Genomic DNA, 15,457 nt, shown 5'->3' with positions numbered 1-15,457 from the left:
TCCGCTGATCGAGCTTGTCGAGATCAGAGCCGGGGCTCAGAGGGAGATGTCGGTGACCTTGACCTGGGTGTACTTCTGACGGTGACCCTGGCGCTTCTTGTAGCCGGTCTTGTTCTTGTACTTCTGGATGATGATCTTGGGGCCCTTGGTGGCGCCGAGCACCTCGACCGTCACGCCCGCCTTGTCGAGACCGGTCGCGGTCACGGTCTCGCCATCGACGGTCATCACGACCGGCAGCGTGAGCGTGTCGCCCACGGCTGCGTTGGTCTTGTCGATCTCGATGACGTCGCCCACGGCAACCTTCTGCTGCTTGCTGCCAGCGCGCACGATCGCGTACACCGCGGTCTCCTTCGTTGGTTCGTGAAAACTTCTGGTCTGCCGGCCCACAGCCACCCACGACTCCGAGCGGAGCGGGGCGAGCGGCCGGGCAGCGGGTACACCACAGCGCACCGAGGGTCCATCGTACGCGGATGCCGACACCACCAGCAATTCGGGACGCCGGGGCGATCGCCATGTCCGCGCAGGCAACCTTTCGCCTCCTGACCTGCATCTCATCAGTGACCGGCGAGCGCCGCCGGTCGTGCCGACCAGGGGGTCCCACATGTTCCCGTCCACCCGCCGGTTCTCCGCCGGCCTCGCCGCGCTCGCGCTGGCCGGGGGCGGCGCCCTCGCGTCCCTGCCCGCCGCCGCCGCGAGCGCGGCACCGTCCTGCACCGCCGGCGACCTCACCGCCGCCTACCACCACTCCGACAACGGCGCCGGCCACAGCTTCGGCTGGATCGTGCTGCGCAACACCTCCGGCCACGCCTGCCGCACTGCCGGCTACCCCGGGGTCTCCTACGTCGGCGACGGCAACGGCACCCAGATCGGGGCACCCGCCGTACGCACCGACGCCGCGGCCGTCGCGTCGTACGTCCTCACCGCGGGGCAGCGGCTGCGCAGCCCCCTCGACGAGGTGAACGCCCTCAACTTCCCGAAGGCCCGCTGCCACCCGGCCCACGTCGACGGCTTCCGGGTCTACGTGCCGAACTCCACCCAGGCGAAGTTCGTCGCCCACCCGCACGTGGGCTGCCGCAACCGGCACATCAAGCTGATGTTCATCAAGCCGCTGCGTCGGCCCTGAGGGTCAGCGCTTGCGGGCGCCACCCTTGCGCTTGACCGGCACGTGCAGGGCATGACCCTCGTCGCCGGGCTCGACCGCGTCGGACCCCGTGCCGGGGTCGGCTGCTGTGCCGTCCGTCGGCGTACCGGAGGCCGGTGGCCCGGCCGGCCGGCTCGCCGAACGACGGCGGGTCCGGGTGACCACCCGGGGCGGCTCGGGCGCCGCCGGGGCCTCGGGGGCCGGCTCGGGCTCCCGCTCGGCCTCGACCTCGGGCTCGCTCTGCGAGGTGGCCTCGGCCTCGACCTCGGGCTCGGGGACCACGGCGGTCTCAGGCGCATTCTCGACCTCGACCACACCATCGGTCTGCTCGACCGCACCGTCGGTCGACTCGGTCACCGGCTCGGCGGGCTCGGTGGACTCGGGCTCAGTGGACTCGGGCTGGGTGGACTCGGGCTCGGTGGACTCGGGATGGGGCGTCTCGGGCTCGCCGGTCGCGGCCTCAGGCGTCTCGGCGTCGGCCTCGGCGCGCTCGTGGCGGGCCATCGCGGCGATGTCCTTGGGCGAGGGTGCCGACGGCTTGGCCGGTGGCTCGGCCGGAGTGTCCTGGCTGCCGCCCTTGGCGCGGGTACGACGCCCACGACGCGGCTCGTCCTCGCTCTGCCGGGGCTCGACGGGAGCCTCCTCCACCACGACGCCGCGACCGTGGCAGGTCGGGCAGTCGTGCGAGAACGACTCGAGCAGGCCGGTGCCGATCCGCTTGCGGGTCATCTGCACCAGGCCGAGCGAGGTGACCTCGGCGACCTGGTGCCGGGTGCGGTCGCGGCCGAGGCACTCGACGAGACGGCGCAGCACGAGGTCGCGGTTGGACTCCAGCACCATGTCGATGAAGTCGACGACGATGATCCCGCCGATGTCACGCAGCCGGAGCTGGCGGACGATCTCCTCGGCCGCCTCCAGGTTGTTCTTGGTGACGGTCTCCTCGAGGTTGCCCCCCGAGCCGGTGAACTTGCCGGTGTTGACGTCGACGACGGTCATCGCCTCGGTGCGGTCGATCACCAGGGAGCCACCCGAGGGCAGCCAGACCTTGCGGTCCAGGCCCTTCTTGATCTGCTCCTCGATGCGGTACGCCGCGAAGACGTCCTGGCCCTTGGTCGAATCGTAGCGCTCCAGCCGCTCCTCGAGGTCGGGCGCCACGTGCACGACGTACGACTGCACGGTCTCCCAGGCGTCGTCGCCCTCGATCACCAGCTTGGCGAAGTCCTCGGTGAACAGGTCGCGGACGACCTTCAGAGTCAGGTCCGGCTCGCCGTAGAGCAGCTGCGCGCCGGAGCCCTTGTTGGCGGCCTTCTTCTCGATGTCCTCCCAGCGGGCCTTGAGCCGCTCGACGTCGCGGGTGAGCTCGTCCTCGGCGGCACCCTCGGCGGCGGTGCGCACGATGACGCCGGCGGTGTCGGGGACGATGTCCTTGAGCAGCGTCTTGAGGCGGTTGCGCTCGGTGTCGGGCAGCTTGCGCGAGATGCCGCTGGTGGTGCCGTCGGGCACGTAGACCAGGAAGCGGCCGGCCAGGCTGACCTGGCTGGTCAGCCGGGCGCCCTTGTGCCCGATCGGGTCCTTGGTGACCTGGACCAGGATCATCTGCCCCGACGAGAGCACCGACTCGATCTTGCGCGGCTGACCCTCCTTGTGGCCGAGCGAGGACCAGTTGACCTCGCCGGCGTAGAGGACGGCGTTACGACCCTTGCCGATGTCGATGAACGCCGCCTCCATCGAGGGCAGCACGTTCTGCACCCGGCCGAGGTAGACGTTGCCGATCAGCGACGTCTGCGACTCGCGGGCGACGTAGTGCTCGACCAGGACGTTGTCCTCAAGCACGGCGATCTGGGTGATGTCGCCCTTCTGGCGGATCGCCATCACCCGGTTGACCGACTCGCGGCGGGCCAGGAACTCGGCCTCGCTGACGATCGGGGCCCGGCGCCGGCCGGCCTCGCGGCCCTCGCGGCGGCGCTGCTTCTTGGCCTCCAGGCGGGTGGACCCGGAGACGGCGGTGATCTCGTCGTTGGCGCTGCGGCTGCTCCGGACCCGGGTGACGGTGTTCGCCGGGTCGTCGCCGCCGTTGTCGCCGCCGTCGTCGCCGGACCGACGACGACGACGCCGCCGGCGCGAGGAGGTCGACTCGCCTTCGCCTGCCGCCGGGGTCTCCGAGGCGGCGTCGGCCGACGGCGCGGCCTCGTCGTCGGTCCCGTCGCTGCTCTCGTCGGACTCGGCACCGGCCTGGTCGGACTCACCGGGCTCGCCGCTCTTGCGGCGACGGCGGCCGCCGCGGCGCCGCTTGCGGCGTGCGGTGCTCTCGCCGTCCTCGCCGGTGGCGTCGTCGGCTGCCACGTCGCGGTCATCGGCGTCAGCGGCACCGTCGGCAGCAGGGCTCTCGGCGGCGGGCTCGGCCGCTGCCGTCTTGCGGGTACGACGGGCGGGAGCCGTGGTCGGCTCGGGCGCCTGGAACAGGGGTGCGACGACCGCCGACGAGACGGCCGTCGTGGTGGCGGCAGCCGAGTCGTCTCCGGTCGCGCCCGCGGCGCCGTCGGTGGCCTCGTCGGACGCCGGCGCGGCGGCCTTGGCGGTCCGCTTGCGGGGTGCCCGCTTCGGCTTCTCCGGCGCGGCCTCGCCGTCGGCGGGCTGGTCGGTGCGGTCGGCGGCCAAGGCCGGCTCGGCGGAGGTCGGGGCCTCCGGGGCGGACGACGGCGCGGCGGTGGCCGCGGTCTTGCGGGTCGAGGTGCGCTTGCGCGGAGCCGCGGCCTTCTTGGCCGCCGGCGTGGCGTCGCCGGTCACGGGCGCCGGCTCCGAGGCCGGCTCGGCCGTGGTCTGGGCCGTCGCCTCGGTGGTGGTCTCGGCCGCCGGTGCCGCCGCCTTCTTGGCGGCCCGCTTGCGCGGCGCCCGCGCCTTGGGGGCGGTCGCACCGGCCTCGCCGGCGCCGGTCGGCGCCTCGGAGGTGGTCGTGCTGTCGTGATCGTCCTGGTCGAGCATGGTGCTCCTCGGCCCGGTCACTGCGCTGCAGCACCGGACGGTGTCCGACGCCTCCGACCCGAGCGGACAGAGTCGAGGGCGCAAAGCCTTCGGGTGGCGGCGACATCCTCCGCGGATGCGTCACTGACGCCATCTCGTCACCAACCGCGGTCGCCTCGCCCTCGCGGCTGGGGCGCTCTCACCTGCTCCAGCCGGGCTGCGTCGCGGTCGGGTGACGACCTGGTCCCAATGTGCCGGCCCAGGAAACGGACCGGCGAGAACGTCGTCGGGTCGTTCGGCACGGCACGCCGCTTCGAGCAACCACCCGGAGTATCGCACATCCGACCCGACGACCACCCCATCCTCGCGACCCGGGCCGCGCCGGTCTCAGCCCCCGGACCCGAAGGGGTCGCGCAGGAGGCCGGTCGTCGCGTCGTAGCTCCCCTGCTCCAGCCGGGTCACCAGCGGGGTCCCGTCGACCTCCAGCCCGGAGCAGTGCCGGAGCCCGGACAGCACGTCGTCCGGACGCACCGACGGGACGGTGTGCTGCACCACGACCTCGAGCCGGGAGCCCGCGTCGTACGACGTCACGCCCAGCGCGAGCACGGCGGCCCGGCTGTCGAAGGTGCGGAGCCCCTTCTTGGTCATCCGCTCCACCTCCACCGACTCGGCGGCGAGGAACGACTCGGCGGCCGCGGACAGCACCGCCTCGGGCGTGTCGGGCAGGTCGATCCGCCAGCGGCTCGCGTCGAGCCGGTCGGCGAGGCTCCCGCCGCCGGCCTCGACCACCGCGACGACGTCGAGCCCGTCGGGGAGGGCCTCGTCGAGCATCGTCGCGACCTCGTCCGGATCGGTCACGACGGCGAGCCCGATCTCGAGATACTCCGCCTCGCTGGCGGCGCCGGTGGGTGACGCTCCGGCGTAGGAGATGCGGGGGTGGGGGTTGAAGCCCGACGAGTAGGCCATCGGGATCCGGGCGCGGACCAGGGCGCGCTCGAAGGCCCGGCTGAAGTCGCGGTGGCTGGTGAACCGGAGCCGCCCCCGCTTGGCGTAGCGGATCCGCAGTCGCTGCACCGGAGGTGCCTGCTGCTCGGGCTGGGCTCGCACGAGGAGCAATCTAGGCGAGGGTCGCCAGGTGCTCCCGGGCGAGGGGCGACTGGTAGACCGAACGCACCACGTCGCCGTCGAGCCAGGCGGTGAGCTCGGCAGCCCTGGCCGTCAGGGCCCGGCGCGCGGCGGCCGGCAGGTCCTGAGCGGGTACGACGAGCACCTCGCCGTCGTCGCGCTGCGCCCAGCCGCCGACGATCCGGCCGTCCCACCAGGCCGTGGGCCCACCGTTGCCGTTGCGGTCGAAGATCCGGTCCAGATGCTCGCCGAGGTGGAAGCCACGCCCCTTCCAGCCCATCGTCGTCGGGTCGAGGGCCGGCAGCAGCGCGGCCCAGTGCCCCGGGGCGGTCACCGGGTCGAGGTCGTCGGGCAGCACCCAGCCCACCACTCCCCCGTCGAGCGAGACCTGGACCGCGTCGACGGCACCGAGGGCGGCCCGCACCGCGGCCTTGGTCGCGCCCAGCCACCAGACCAGGTCGTCCTCGGTGCCGGGCCCGAAGCTCCGCAACCAGGCCGCGACCAGGGCGGCGTACGCCTCGGGCTCCGGCCACGGGTCGGCCGGAGCGCCGAGCCACTGGGCGGTCGAGGTCCAGCGCGGTCGCGAGGTCTTCCAGCCGCCGTCGTTGTCGCCCCGGACGATCGCACCGGAGGCCGCCAGCGCCGTGATCACGCCGCCGGAGAGCGCCACTTCGGCCTGGTAGGTGCCCTTGCCCCGCGTCACCCTCGCGTCGAGAGCGGGGAGAGCGGCCCGCACCTCGGCCGCGGTGTGCGGCCCGTGCTCGCGCAGCAGCGCCTCGACCAGGGACAGGTGGTCGGCGACCCACGCCTCCCCGTCGTCGGTCACGCCGGCGTCCGCCACCTCCTTGGCGAGCCGGCGCTCCTGCTGGCCGGCCACCCGGGCGCTGGCGCTGCCCCACACGGCCGGCAGGAGCTCGCGCGGGAAGGCGAACACCGTGCGCCGCATCGCCAGCTGCTTGACCACGCTGCGGTCGTCGTAGAGCGCGGCATCCACCTCATCACGGCTCGCCCCGGAGCGGGCCCAGGCCGCCAGGTGGACCGACGCCGGCTCGGTGGCGTGCAGGCAGGTGACCGCCCGGGCCGCGGCCAGGGTGTCGGCCACCGGCGCCGCGAGGCCGTGCCTCACCCCCAGCCGGGCGCGCCGCTCGTCGTCGCCGATGTGCCGCATGGCGTCATCCTGCCGGAGCGCGCCGACAGGTCTCGGCGATGTGGTCTCCTCCTGCATCGGGTGACACCATCCCGTGGTGTCCGCGCCACGTCGTACCGCCCTGGTCCTGGCCGGACTCGTCCTTCTGTCCTTCAACCTCCGGCCGGCCGCGGTCAGCGTCGGCCCCGTGCTCGCCGAGGTACGCCGCGGGCTCGGCCTCTCCGGGGCCGAGGCCGGGTTGCTCACCTCGCTGCCGGTGCTGGCCTTCGCGGTGTTCGGCGCCCTGGCCCCGGCCTTCGCCCGGCGGGCGGGGCTGCACCGGTCGATCACCCTGTCGCTGGTCGCGGTCGTCGTCGGGCTCGGCGGCCGGGCTGCCGTGGCCGACTCGACGACCTTCCTGGCGCTCAGCGCGCTGGCCCTGGCGGGCATGGCGACGGCGAACGTGCTGATCCCGTCGCTGGTCAAGCTGCACTTCCCGGACCGGATCGGCCGGGCCACCGCGATCTACACCACCGCCCTGGCGATCGGCCTGACCTCGGCCTTCCTGCTCACGGTCCCGGTCTCGCACGCCTTCGGCAGCTGGCGGGCGGGGCTGGGACTGTGGTCGCTGACCGCCCTGGTCGCGATCGTGCCCTGGCTCGGTCTGGCCGCGCACGACCGGCACCTGGAGAGCGATGCGCGCAGCATCTCCTTCGGTGACGTCGCGCGCACCCGGATCGGCTGGGCGATGGCGCTCTTCTTCGGCCTCCAGTCGCTCCAGGCCTACTCGATCTTCGGCTGGTTCCCCCAGCTGTGGCGGGACGCGGGCTACTCCGCGGAGGAGGCCGGACTCCTGGTTGCGGTCGTCGCCGGGGTCAGCATCCCCCTGTCGCTGTGGCTGCCGGCCGCTGCCGCACGTCGTACCGACCAGCGCGTCGTGATCGTGGCCGTGCTCGGCTGCTACCTCGCCGGCTACGCCCTGCTGCTGGTCGACGCTCACGCCCTGGCGATCCCCGCGGCGCTGCTGGTCGGTGTCGGCTGCTGCGTCTTCCCGGTCGTGCTCACCCTGATCGGACTGCGCGCCCGGACCCCGGACGGCACCGCCGCCCTGTCCGGGTTCACCCAGTCGCTGGGCTACCTGATCGCCGCGATCGGGCCGTTCGTGATCGGGACGGTGTACGACGCCACCGGCGGCTGGACCCTCCCGCTCTGGCTGCTGCTCGTGCTCGTGCTCCCGCTCCTGGCCGTCGGCGCCTACGCCGGCCGGCCGGCGTACCTCGAGGACCAGCTGGGCCGGTAGCGGCCGGTTCGGCCCGGGTCCGGTGCCCGCGCGCGCGACGGAGCGAGACTCCGGGCGCCGGATGCGGAAGGGTGGGGCCGTGGAGAGTGTGCGGCGGATCACGGGGGCCCTGATCGCCCTTGCCGTGGTGACGTTCGTCGGCACCGTCGGCTACCTGCTGCTCGGCTTCACGCTCCTGGAGGCGCTCTACCAGACCGTCACCACCGTCGCCACGGTCGGCTTCCGGGAGGTGCGCCCGCTGACGCCCGCCGGCCAGGTGTTCACCATGGCGCTGATCCTCCTCGGCGTCGGCACCGTTCTGTACAGCCTGAGTGTCATCCTCGAGGCGGTCACCGAGGGCCGCCTGCGCGAACATCTGGAGAGGCGCCACATGGACAAGGTCATCGCAGCCATGACCGGACACGTGATCATCTGCGGCTACGGGCGGGTCGGCCGGGCGGCCGCGGAGTACCTCGCCGCCAACGGGCACGAGGTGGTGGTGGTCGACAACGAGGCGGAGCGGCTCGAGCAGCTCGGCCCGGGGCTCAGCTACCACCTGTGCGGAGACGTGACCGACGACTCGGTGCTCCGCGACGCCGGCATCGAGCGGGCCCGGGCGTTGATCGCGGCGCTGGACACCGACACCGACACCGTCTACGTCACCCTCTCGGCCCGGGCGATCCGACCCGACCTGGTGATCATCGCCCGGGCCCGCACGACCGAGGCCAAGGCGAAGATGCTGCTGGCCGGGGCCAGCCGGGCGGTCAACCCGCAGCGGATCGGCGGTCGACGGATGGCCGGCTTCGCGCTCCAGCCCGACGTCGCGGAGTTCCTCGACGTCGTGATGCACGACGAGGACCTCGACTTCCGGATCCAGCAGATCCAGGTCGCGGACGGCTCGACCATGGTCGGGCGGTCCCTGGGCGAGCTCGACGTCCAGGAGCGCACGGGCGCGCTGCTGCTCGCCATCCGTCGAGGCGTCGGTGAGCCGTTCGAGCCGCACCCGAGGGCCGACGTCGTCGTGCCCACCGGTGCGGTGCTGATCGCCCTCGGGACCCAGGCCGAGCTCGACGAGCTCAGCCGCCTCGGGGCACGCTGACGTCATGTCGCTGCCCACGCCCACGCTGCACACCGAACGCCTGCGCCTGCGCCCGTTCGCAGTCCGGGACTCCGAGGCCCTGTACGCGCTGCAGAGCAACGCCACCGTGCTGCGCTACTGGGACTCGCCACCCTGGACCGACCCGGCGCGGACCGAGCAGTTCCTCGCCAACTGCCACAAGATCGAGGAGGAAGGGAGCGGCGCCCGGCTGGTCATCGAGCGGGTCTCCGACACGGCCTTCCTCGGCTGGTGCGCGCTGAGCCGGTGGAACCCGGACTTCCGAAGCGCCTCGCTCGGCTACGTCCTCAACGAGGAGGCGTGGGGCCACGGCTACGCGACCGAGGCGACGTCCGCCGTGCTCGGCTGGGCCTTCGAGACCCTGGACCTGAACCGCGTGCAGGCAGAGGCGGACACCCGCAACGCCGCCTCGGCCCGGGTGCTGGAGAAGCTCGGCTTCGTGCTCGAGGGCACGCTGCGGGAGGACTGCGTGGTCGACGGCGACGTGTCGGACTCCTGGGTCTACGGGTTGCTCCGGCGCGAGTGGCAGGCGACGTCCGGGCCGACCACGGGGGCTTCACCCTCGCTCGGTTAGCGTTCCTCCATGCCTCTCTCGCCGGACGACTTCTACACCCATGCCCTCGCCGCGGCCGACCAGGAGCAGCGGCTGCCGCTGGCGCGGATGACGGGGTGGGACGTCAGCCCGTTCGAGGCCGAGGGGCTGCGGGTGTCGCGGCTGCGGCCGCCCGTCGTCCCCGAGCCGGAGCGGCACGGAGAGGACCCCGCGGCCTGCTCGTCGTGCACCCGACGCGACGAGGGCATCTGGCTCGACGAGCACTGGCGGCTGACCCGGATCGGCGGGGTCGGGGTGCCGCTCGTGCTGATGCTGCACCCGCGTGACCACCACGACCTCGACGACCTCCCCGACGACCGCGCCGCCGAGCTCGGCGTGCTCACCACCCATCTGGCCCGGCACGTCGAGGCCCTGCCCCACATCAGCCGGTGCCACGTCTACCGGATCGGTGACGGCGGCGCCCACCTGCACGTGTGGCTCTTCGCCCGTCCCGAGGGCCAGGCCCAGCTCTACGGTTCCTGGCTGGTGGTCTGGGACGACCTGCTGCCGGAGTACCCCTCCGACGTCGCCGACGCCGACGCCGCACGGGTGGCGGACGCCCTCGTCGCGTCGTACGGCGGGCACCGGGGCACCGCGGGCTGACCGCCAAGGCTCAGTGTGGCGAGCCGATCTCCACGAGCAGGACGCCGCCGACGATCAGGGCCAGGCCCGCGACCATCACCGGGGTGATCGGCTCGCCGAAGAAGACCCGGGAGCCGAGGGCCGTGAGGCCGACGCCGAGCGCTGCCCAGACGCCGTACGCCACCCCGATGCCGAGCCCCTCGCGGAGCGTCAGGGACAGCAGGACGAAGGCCAGCAGGTAGCCCAGCGCCACGAAGACGTAGAACGCCGGGCGGTCGAGCGCTCGCTTCAGCGAGAGCGTCGCGGTGACCTCCGAGACGATCGCGGCGCCGAGGAGCAGCCAGGTCGTCATCGGGGCCTCGGGATGGTGGGCGACTCGTGCACCCGACGACGGTAACGGGCCGCGGGGGTCCGGGGGCGAGCGTCAGACGACGCTGAGCGGGAGCAGCTGCTTGCCGGTGGGGCCGATCTGGATCTCGGTGCCGAGGTCCGGGCAGACGCCGCAGTCGTAGCAGGGAGTCCAGCGACAGTCCTCGACCTCGGGCACGGCATCGGGGTCGGCAGCGACCGCGAGGGCGTCCTCCCAGTCGGACCAGAGCCAGTCCTTGTCGAGCCCCGAGTCGAGGTGGTCCCACGGCAGGACCTCGTCGTAGTCGCGCTCGCGCAGGGTGTACCAGTCGACGTCGACGCCGGTGCCGGCCAGCGCGCGCTCGGCGGCCCCGGCCCAGCGGTCGTAGGAGAAGTGCTCCGACCAGCCGTCGAAGCGGCCGCCGTCGCGCCACACCTCCTCGATCACCGCGCCGACGCGGCGGTCGCCGCGCGAGAGCAGTCCCTCGATCGTGCCGGGTTTGCCGTCGTGGTAGCGGAAGCCGATCGCCCGGCCGTAGCGCTTGTCGGCCCGGACCAGGTCGCGCAGCTTCTTCAGCCGTTCGTCGGTGGTCACGTGGTCGAGCTGGGCCGCCCACTGGAACGGCGTGTGCGGTTTGGGTACGAAGCCGCCGATGGAGACCGTGCAGCGGATGTCGTTCTGCCCGGTGACCTCGCGGCCCTTGGCGATCACCTTGGTCGCCAGGTCGGCGATCTCGAGGACGTCCTCGTCGGTCTCGGTGGGCAGGCCGCACATGAAGTAGAGCTTCACCTGGCGCCAGCCGTTCTCGTACGCCGTGGCGACGGTGCGGATCAGGTCGTCCTCGTCGACCGCCTTGTTGATCACCTTGCGCATCCGGACGCTGCCGCCCTCGGGCGCGAAGGTCAGCCCGGAGCGGCGGCCGTTGCGGGACAGCTCGTTGGCCAGGGTGACGTTGAAGGCGTCGACCCGCGTCGAGGGCAGCGACAGCGAGACGTTGGTGCCGTCGTAGCGGTCCGCGAGGCCCTTGGCCACCTCGCCGATCTCGGTGTGGTCGGCGCTGGAGAGCGAGAGCAGCCCGACCTCCTCGAAGCCGGACGTCCGGATGCCGTTCTCGACCATGTCGCCGATGGTCTGCAGCGAGCGCTCGCGCACCGGCCGGGTGATCATGCCGGCCTGGCAGAAGCGGCAGCCGCGGGTGCAGCCGCGGAAGATCTCGACGCTGAAGCGCTCGTGCACGGTCTCGGCCAGCGGTACCAGCGGCTTGGCCGGGTAGGGCCAGGCGTCGAGGTCCATCAGCGTGTGCTTGCGCACCCGGAACGGGATCCCGGGCTTGTTGGGGACGACCGCCTCGATGGTGCCGTCCTCGGCGTAGGCGACGTCGTAGAACTTCGGAACGTAGATGTTCTCCGAGACCGCGAGCCGGCGCAGCAGCTCGTCCCGGGTCATGGCCGAGCCCCCCGGGCCTTGCTTCTCCGCCTTCCACTCCCGGACGACCTCGGAGATCGCGAGCACAACCTCCTCGCCGTCGCCGAGCACCGCCGCGTCGACGAAGTCCGAGATCGGCTCGGGGTTGAACGCCGCGTGGCCGCCGGCGAGCACGATCGGGTCGTCGTCGCCGCGGTCGACGGCATGCAGCGGGATCCCGGCCAGGTCGAGGGCGTTGAGCAGGTTGGTGTAGCCGAGCTCGGTGGAGAAGCTGATCCCGAACACGTCGAAATCGCGCACCGGACGGTGGGCGTCGACGGTGAACTGCGGGATCGGGCCGTGCTCGTCACCCGCCCGCATCACCGCCTCCATGTCCGGCCACACGGCGTACGACCGCTCGGCCAGGATCCACTCGCGCTCGTTGAGCACCTCGTAGAGGATCTGCACGCCCTGGTTGGGCAGGCCGACCTCGTAGGCGTCGGGGTACATCAGGGCCCAGCGGACGTCGACGGACTCCCAGTCCTTGACCGTGGAGTTCAGCTCGCCGCCGACGTACTGGATCGGCTTCGACACCGACGGGAGCCTCGGCTCCAGGCGCGGGAAGACGGACAGTCCAGCGGGCACGGCACACCTCAGCAGATCGGGAAACCGTCAGCCTACGTCGCAGGGACGGGCCACGGGGAATCCCGTTGCGGGACGGGGCTAGTCCACGACCTCGGCGAGCCGGTCGAGCGCGGCCCGGGCGTCGTCCAGGGCGTCGTCGGCGTAGGCGATCATCTGCTCGAGGCCCGGGACCCCGAACCGGTTGGCCACACCGTCGACGGCCTCCGCGATCGCGGGGTCGATGTCGGAGGCGGCGGTGGGCTCCGGGTGCGGAGGGGTGTCGGCGGGGGCGTCGATCGAGTCCGAGCTGCTCATGGACGACATCCAAACACAGGGCTGCGTCGGGTCAGTCGAGACACTCAGCCCTTGACGTAGGAGAGCTTCTCGTAGACGAGCCCGTCCCGCAGCCGCATCACGTCGACCCCGCGCACGTGCCCGGGGCTGCCGTCGTCCTCGGTCCACTGGAGCAGCCAGCGGAGCACCGCACGATCGCCGCTGACGAACGACTCCTCCTCGGTGAACGACGGTCGATGAGCGTCGTTGAAGAGCTCCTCCCACATCACCCGGACCTCGGCCGCCCCCTCGTGCTTCTCCCCGTCCGGAGCCGGCCCGGTCGACTCGAAGATGCAGTCCTGGGTCATCAGGCCCATGATCTCGTCGACGTCACCCCGCCCGAAGGCGGCCGAGAAGCGGGCCAGGGCCGCGTGGGTCGGACCCCAGGCGGCATCGCGTCCGAAGTCGGCGAGGAAGTCGCCCGCGGCCCCGCCCCGCGAGACCCCGCGCGGACCGACCATGCCGGCGCCCCGGTAGAGAGGGGCGCGCTCGGCGTACCACCCGGCCACCTCGGCGACCAGGTCGTCGTCCAGCGCGGTGTCGCCACCGGTCGCCGCGGCGAGGTCCCAGGCGTGCACCAGGTGGTCGGCCGCGAGCTGGTGGACGTACTCCGCCATCTGCTCCTCGCCGTACGACAGGTGCACGGTGCCGCCGCTGGGCAGCAGCTCGGCGACGACCGCGACCGCTTCGGCAGCGGCAGTTCGCGCCCGGGCGACCGGGTCGTCCCCGAGCAGGTCGCCGTCCAGGCTGGTGCCGACCTCCTCGATGGTGAGCCCTCGCATCAGCGGGACGGTCCAGCGGTCCTCGCCGACGACGTGGTTGACCAGGTCGCGCACGGTCCAGGCCGTGCAGGGCGTCGGGTCGCCCCACTGGTCGGGACCGACCGCACCGACCCGGTCGGTCCAGCCGGCCACCGTGCGCCGGTAGAGGGTGCCCACGTCCATCTGCGTCTCCCGCCCCTAGGCGGCCCGGGCCGGTCGTGGTCCGAGACAGTGCCCGGTGCCGGTTCTCATGGTGGCACCCGACGGCGTACGACGGAATGGCCCGGGCGGGCCGGGGCGCTCAGACCTGGTCGGTCACCGGCGCCGTCGGGGCCGCCTCGGAGCGGGTCGCGGCGCTGGCCGAGGTGGCCCGCAGCTCGACCTTCGGCATCAGCAGCAGGACCAGGAAGGCCAGCACGGCCACGCCGCCCGCGAGCAGGAAGACGGTGTCCATGGAGTCGGCGAAGCCGACCTTGAACGGGTGGGCCAGCACGCTCGGCATCCGCTGGATGATCGAGGAGTCGTCCTTCACCTGGGCCAGCACACCCCCGCCCGGGGTCTGGTGCAGGAACGCGTCGGCGACCTGTCGGTCGAGCGGGTTGGCGCTGTGCGACGCGGTCTGCACCGCCTGCTGGAAGGCCGGGGTCGACGACTCGGAGACGATCGCGGTCTTGATGTTGCCGCCCACGCTGCCGAAGAGCACCGAGAGGAAGATCGCGACGCCGAGGGTGCCGCCGATCTGGCGGAAGAACGTCGCCGACGAGGTGGCCACGCCGATGTCACGCGGGGGTACGGCGGACTGGAGGATCAGCAGCAGCGGCTGCATGCAGTTGCCCAGCCCGTAGCCGAGCACGAACATGACGGCCATCACCAGCAGCAGGTTGGTGTCGGCGGTGATCCGGGACAGCGCGAACATGGCCAGGAAGATCAGCCCCGAGCCCAGGATCGGGAACGCCCGGATCCGGCCGGTGCGGGAGATGATCTGGCCGGAGATGATCGAGGCGCTCATCATGCCCACCACCATCGGCAGCATGAGGAAGCCGGACCGCATCGGCGACGCGCCGTGCACGATCTGCATGTAGAGCGGCAGCAGCATGATCCCGCCGAACATCGCCGCACCGACGATGACGCTGGCGACGATCCCGACCGCGACGGCCCGGGTCCGGAACATCCGCAGCGGGATCAGGGCGTCGTCACCCATCCGCCGCTCGGCGTACACGAAGGCTCCGAGACCGGCCGCACCGATCAGGTAGCAGGCCATCGATCGCGGCGACGACCAGCCCCACTCGCGGCCCTGCTCGGCGACGATCAGCAAAGGGACCAGCCCGACCACGAGCGTGACCGCGCCCCACCAGTCGATGCGTGCCTCGCGGCGCTGATGGGTCAGGTGCAGGGTGCGGTAGACCACAAACAGGGCGGCGATCCCGATCGGCACGTTGACCAGGAACACCCAGCGCCACCCGGTCACGCCGAGGATCACCGCGTGGCTGGCGAAGAAGCCGCCGATCACGGGGCCGAGGACGCTCGACGTACCGAAGACCGCCATGAAGTAGCCGGTGTAGCGGGCCCGCTCGCGCGGGGAGACGATGTCGCCGATGATCGCCAGGACCAGGGTGAACAACCCCCCGGCGCCGATGCCCTGGACGGCGCGGAACGCCGCGAGCATGTACATCGAGGTGGCGAACGAGCAGAGCGCCGAGCCGCCGATGAAGACGGTGATCGCGAACATGAACAGCTTCTTGCGGCCGTAGAGGTCGCCGAGCTTGCCGTAGATCGGGGTCGTGATCGTCGAGGTGATGAGGTACGCCGTGGTGACCCACGCCTGCACCGACAGACCGTTGAGGTCGTCGGCGATGGTGCGGATCGACGTGCTCACGATGGTCTGGTCGAGGGCGCCGAGGAACATGCCCATCATCAGCCCACCGAGGATGGTCAGGATCTGGGCGTGGGAGTACTCGCCCGTCTCGGACGGGGCGGTCGAGGCGGCGGAGGGTGGGGTGCTCATCGAGAGTGAATCCTATCGGTTGCTCAAATCAACGGAAAAACTCCCGGTTTGACGTCCT

At 72.2% G+C, this 15,457-nt stretch carries 14 protein-coding genes; 5 read left to right on the top strand and 9 right to left on the bottom strand.

Annotated elements, in window-relative coordinates; genetic code table 11:
• Positions 1 to 36 precede the first annotated feature (36 nt).
• Positions 37 to 339: a 50S ribosomal protein L21 gene (rplU, locus tag E3N83_RS01025; protein ID WP_151081573.1), complete on the bottom strand. Its 303-nt coding sequence runs from the start codon at positions 337 to 339 to the stop codon at positions 37 to 39.
• Between the two features lie 262 nt (positions 340 to 601).
• On the opposite strand from rplU, the gene E3N83_RS01020 reads away from it, so the two are divergent.
• A complete protein-coding gene (locus E3N83_RS01020) occupies positions 602 to 1,123 on the top strand; it encodes a DUF4232 domain-containing protein (protein WP_151081572.1) in 522 nt (173 codons plus the stop codon).
• Between the two features lie 3 nt (positions 1,124 to 1,126).
• Here the strand turns inward: E3N83_RS01020 and E3N83_RS01015 are convergent, their stop codons facing one another.
• The 3 genes from E3N83_RS01015 to E3N83_RS01005 form a co-directional block, all read right to left on the bottom strand.
• Positions 1,127 to 4,123 carry an Rne/Rng family ribonuclease gene (locus tag E3N83_RS01015; RefSeq protein ID WP_151081571.1) on the bottom strand — a complete coding sequence of 999 codons (2,997 nt, stop codon included), beginning with the start codon at positions 4,121 to 4,123 and terminating at the stop codon, positions 1,127 to 1,129.
• Between the two features lie 366 nt (positions 4,124 to 4,489).
• On the bottom strand, positions 4,490 to 5,209 hold the full coding sequence (locus tag E3N83_RS01010; RefSeq protein ID WP_191907898.1) for a TIGR03936 family radical SAM-associated protein: 720 nt from the start codon (positions 5,207 to 5,209) through the stop codon (positions 4,490 to 4,492).
• A gap of 10 nt (positions 5,210 to 5,219) precedes the next feature.
• Positions 5,220 to 6,395, bottom strand: a complete 1,176-nt coding sequence (locus E3N83_RS01005; protein ID WP_151081570.1) for a winged helix DNA-binding domain-containing protein — start codon at positions 6,393 to 6,395, stop codon at positions 5,220 to 5,222.
• 76 nt (positions 6,396 to 6,471) lie between these two features.
• Here E3N83_RS01005 and E3N83_RS01000 point away from each other — a divergent pair, with 76 nt between their 5' ends.
• The 4 genes from E3N83_RS01000 to E3N83_RS00985 all read left to right on the top strand — a co-directional run bounded on the left by E3N83_RS01000 (position 6,472) and on the right by E3N83_RS00985 (position 9,944).
• Positions 6,472 to 7,653 (top strand): MFS transporter, encoded by a 1,182-nt coding sequence (locus E3N83_RS01000; protein ID WP_238343003.1) that lies wholly within the window; start codon positions 6,472 to 6,474, stop codon positions 7,651 to 7,653.
• Positions 7,654 to 7,732: 79 nt separating this feature from the next.
• Positions 7,733 to 8,731, top strand: coding sequence for a potassium channel family protein (locus E3N83_RS00995; RefSeq protein WP_202879290.1), 999 nt, complete (start codon positions 7,733 to 7,735; stop codon positions 8,729 to 8,731).
• 4 nt (positions 8,732 to 8,735) lie between these two features.
• Positions 8,736 to 9,323, top strand: a complete 588-nt coding sequence (locus tag E3N83_RS00990) for a GNAT family N-acetyltransferase (protein WP_151081568.1) — start codon at positions 8,736 to 8,738, stop codon at positions 9,321 to 9,323.
• Between the two features lie 9 nt (positions 9,324 to 9,332).
• Positions 9,333 to 9,944: a hypothetical protein gene (locus E3N83_RS00985; protein ID WP_151081567.1), complete on the top strand. Its 612-nt coding sequence runs from the start codon at positions 9,333 to 9,335 to the stop codon at positions 9,942 to 9,944.
• 10 nt (positions 9,945 to 9,954) lie between these two features.
• On the opposite strand, the gene E3N83_RS00980 is transcribed toward E3N83_RS00985, so the two are convergent.
• From E3N83_RS00980 to E3N83_RS00960, 5 genes are all read right to left on the bottom strand, one after another.
• Positions 9,955 to 10,275 (bottom strand): DMT family transporter, encoded by a 321-nt coding sequence (locus E3N83_RS00980; RefSeq protein WP_151081566.1) that lies wholly within the window; start codon positions 10,273 to 10,275, stop codon positions 9,955 to 9,957.
• Positions 10,276 to 10,347: 72 nt separating this feature from the next.
• Positions 10,348 to 12,309, bottom strand: coding sequence for a TIGR03960 family B12-binding radical SAM protein (locus E3N83_RS00975; protein ID WP_151084758.1), 1,962 nt, complete (start codon positions 12,307 to 12,309; stop codon positions 10,348 to 10,350).
• 90 nt (positions 12,310 to 12,399) lie between these two features.
• Positions 12,400 to 12,615 (bottom strand): hypothetical protein, encoded by a 216-nt coding sequence (locus E3N83_RS00970; protein ID WP_151081565.1) that lies wholly within the window; start codon positions 12,613 to 12,615, stop codon positions 12,400 to 12,402.
• Positions 12,616 to 12,659: 44 nt separating this feature from the next.
• Positions 12,660 to 13,577, bottom strand: coding sequence for a TIGR03086 family metal-binding protein (locus tag E3N83_RS00965; RefSeq protein ID WP_151081564.1), 918 nt, complete (start codon positions 13,575 to 13,577; stop codon positions 12,660 to 12,662).
• Between the two features lie 118 nt (positions 13,578 to 13,695).
• The gene (locus tag E3N83_RS00960; RefSeq protein WP_151081563.1) at positions 13,696 to 15,399 is read right to left on the bottom strand and encodes an MDR family MFS transporter; all 1,704 of its coding nucleotides are present in this window, start codon (positions 15,397 to 15,399) and stop codon (positions 13,696 to 13,698) included.
• Positions 15,400 to 15,457: the final 58 nt, after the last annotated feature.

The sequence above is a fragment of the Nocardioides cynanchi genome (genome assembly GCF_008761635.1).
Taxonomy (GTDB): domain Bacteria; phylum Actinomycetota; class Actinomycetes; order Propionibacteriales; family Nocardioidaceae; genus Nocardioides; species Nocardioides cynanchi.
Note: the sequence above shows the minus strand (reverse complement) of the source record. Positions and strands in the feature narration are given on the sequence as shown.

What these genes read in the sequence shown, in the direction of transcription:
- E3N83_RS00960 (WP_151081563.1), bottom strand. Translation starts at nt 15,399, where the DNA reads ATGAGCACCCCACCCTCCGCCGCCTCGACCGCCCCGTCCGAGACGGGC.
- E3N83_RS01015 (WP_151081571.1), bottom strand. Translation starts at nt 4,123, where the DNA reads ATGCTCGACCAGGACGATCACGACAGCACGACCACCTCCGAGGCGCCG.
- E3N83_RS01005 (WP_151081570.1), bottom strand. Translation starts at nt 6,395, where the DNA reads ATGCGGCACATCGGCGACGACGAGCGGCGCGCCCGGCTGGGGGTGAGG.
- E3N83_RS01020 (WP_151081572.1), top strand. Translation starts at nt 602, where the DNA reads ATGTTCCCGTCCACCCGCCGGTTCTCCGCCGGCCTCGCCGCGCTCGCG.
- E3N83_RS00980 (WP_151081566.1), bottom strand. Translation starts at nt 10,275, where the DNA reads ATGACGACCTGGCTGCTCCTCGGCGCCGCGATCGTCTCGGAGGTCACC.
- E3N83_RS00985 (WP_151081567.1), top strand. Translation starts at nt 9,333, where the DNA reads ATGCCTCTCTCGCCGGACGACTTCTACACCCATGCCCTCGCCGCGGCC.
- E3N83_RS00965 (WP_151081564.1), bottom strand. Translation starts at nt 13,577, where the DNA reads ATGGACGTGGGCACCCTCTACCGGCGCACGGTGGCCGGCTGGACCGAC.
- E3N83_RS00970 (WP_151081565.1), bottom strand. Translation starts at nt 12,615, where the DNA reads ATGAGCAGCTCGGACTCGATCGACGCCCCCGCCGACACCCCTCCGCAC.
- E3N83_RS00990 (WP_151081568.1), top strand. Translation starts at nt 8,736, where the DNA reads ATGTCGCTGCCCACGCCCACGCTGCACACCGAACGCCTGCGCCTGCGC.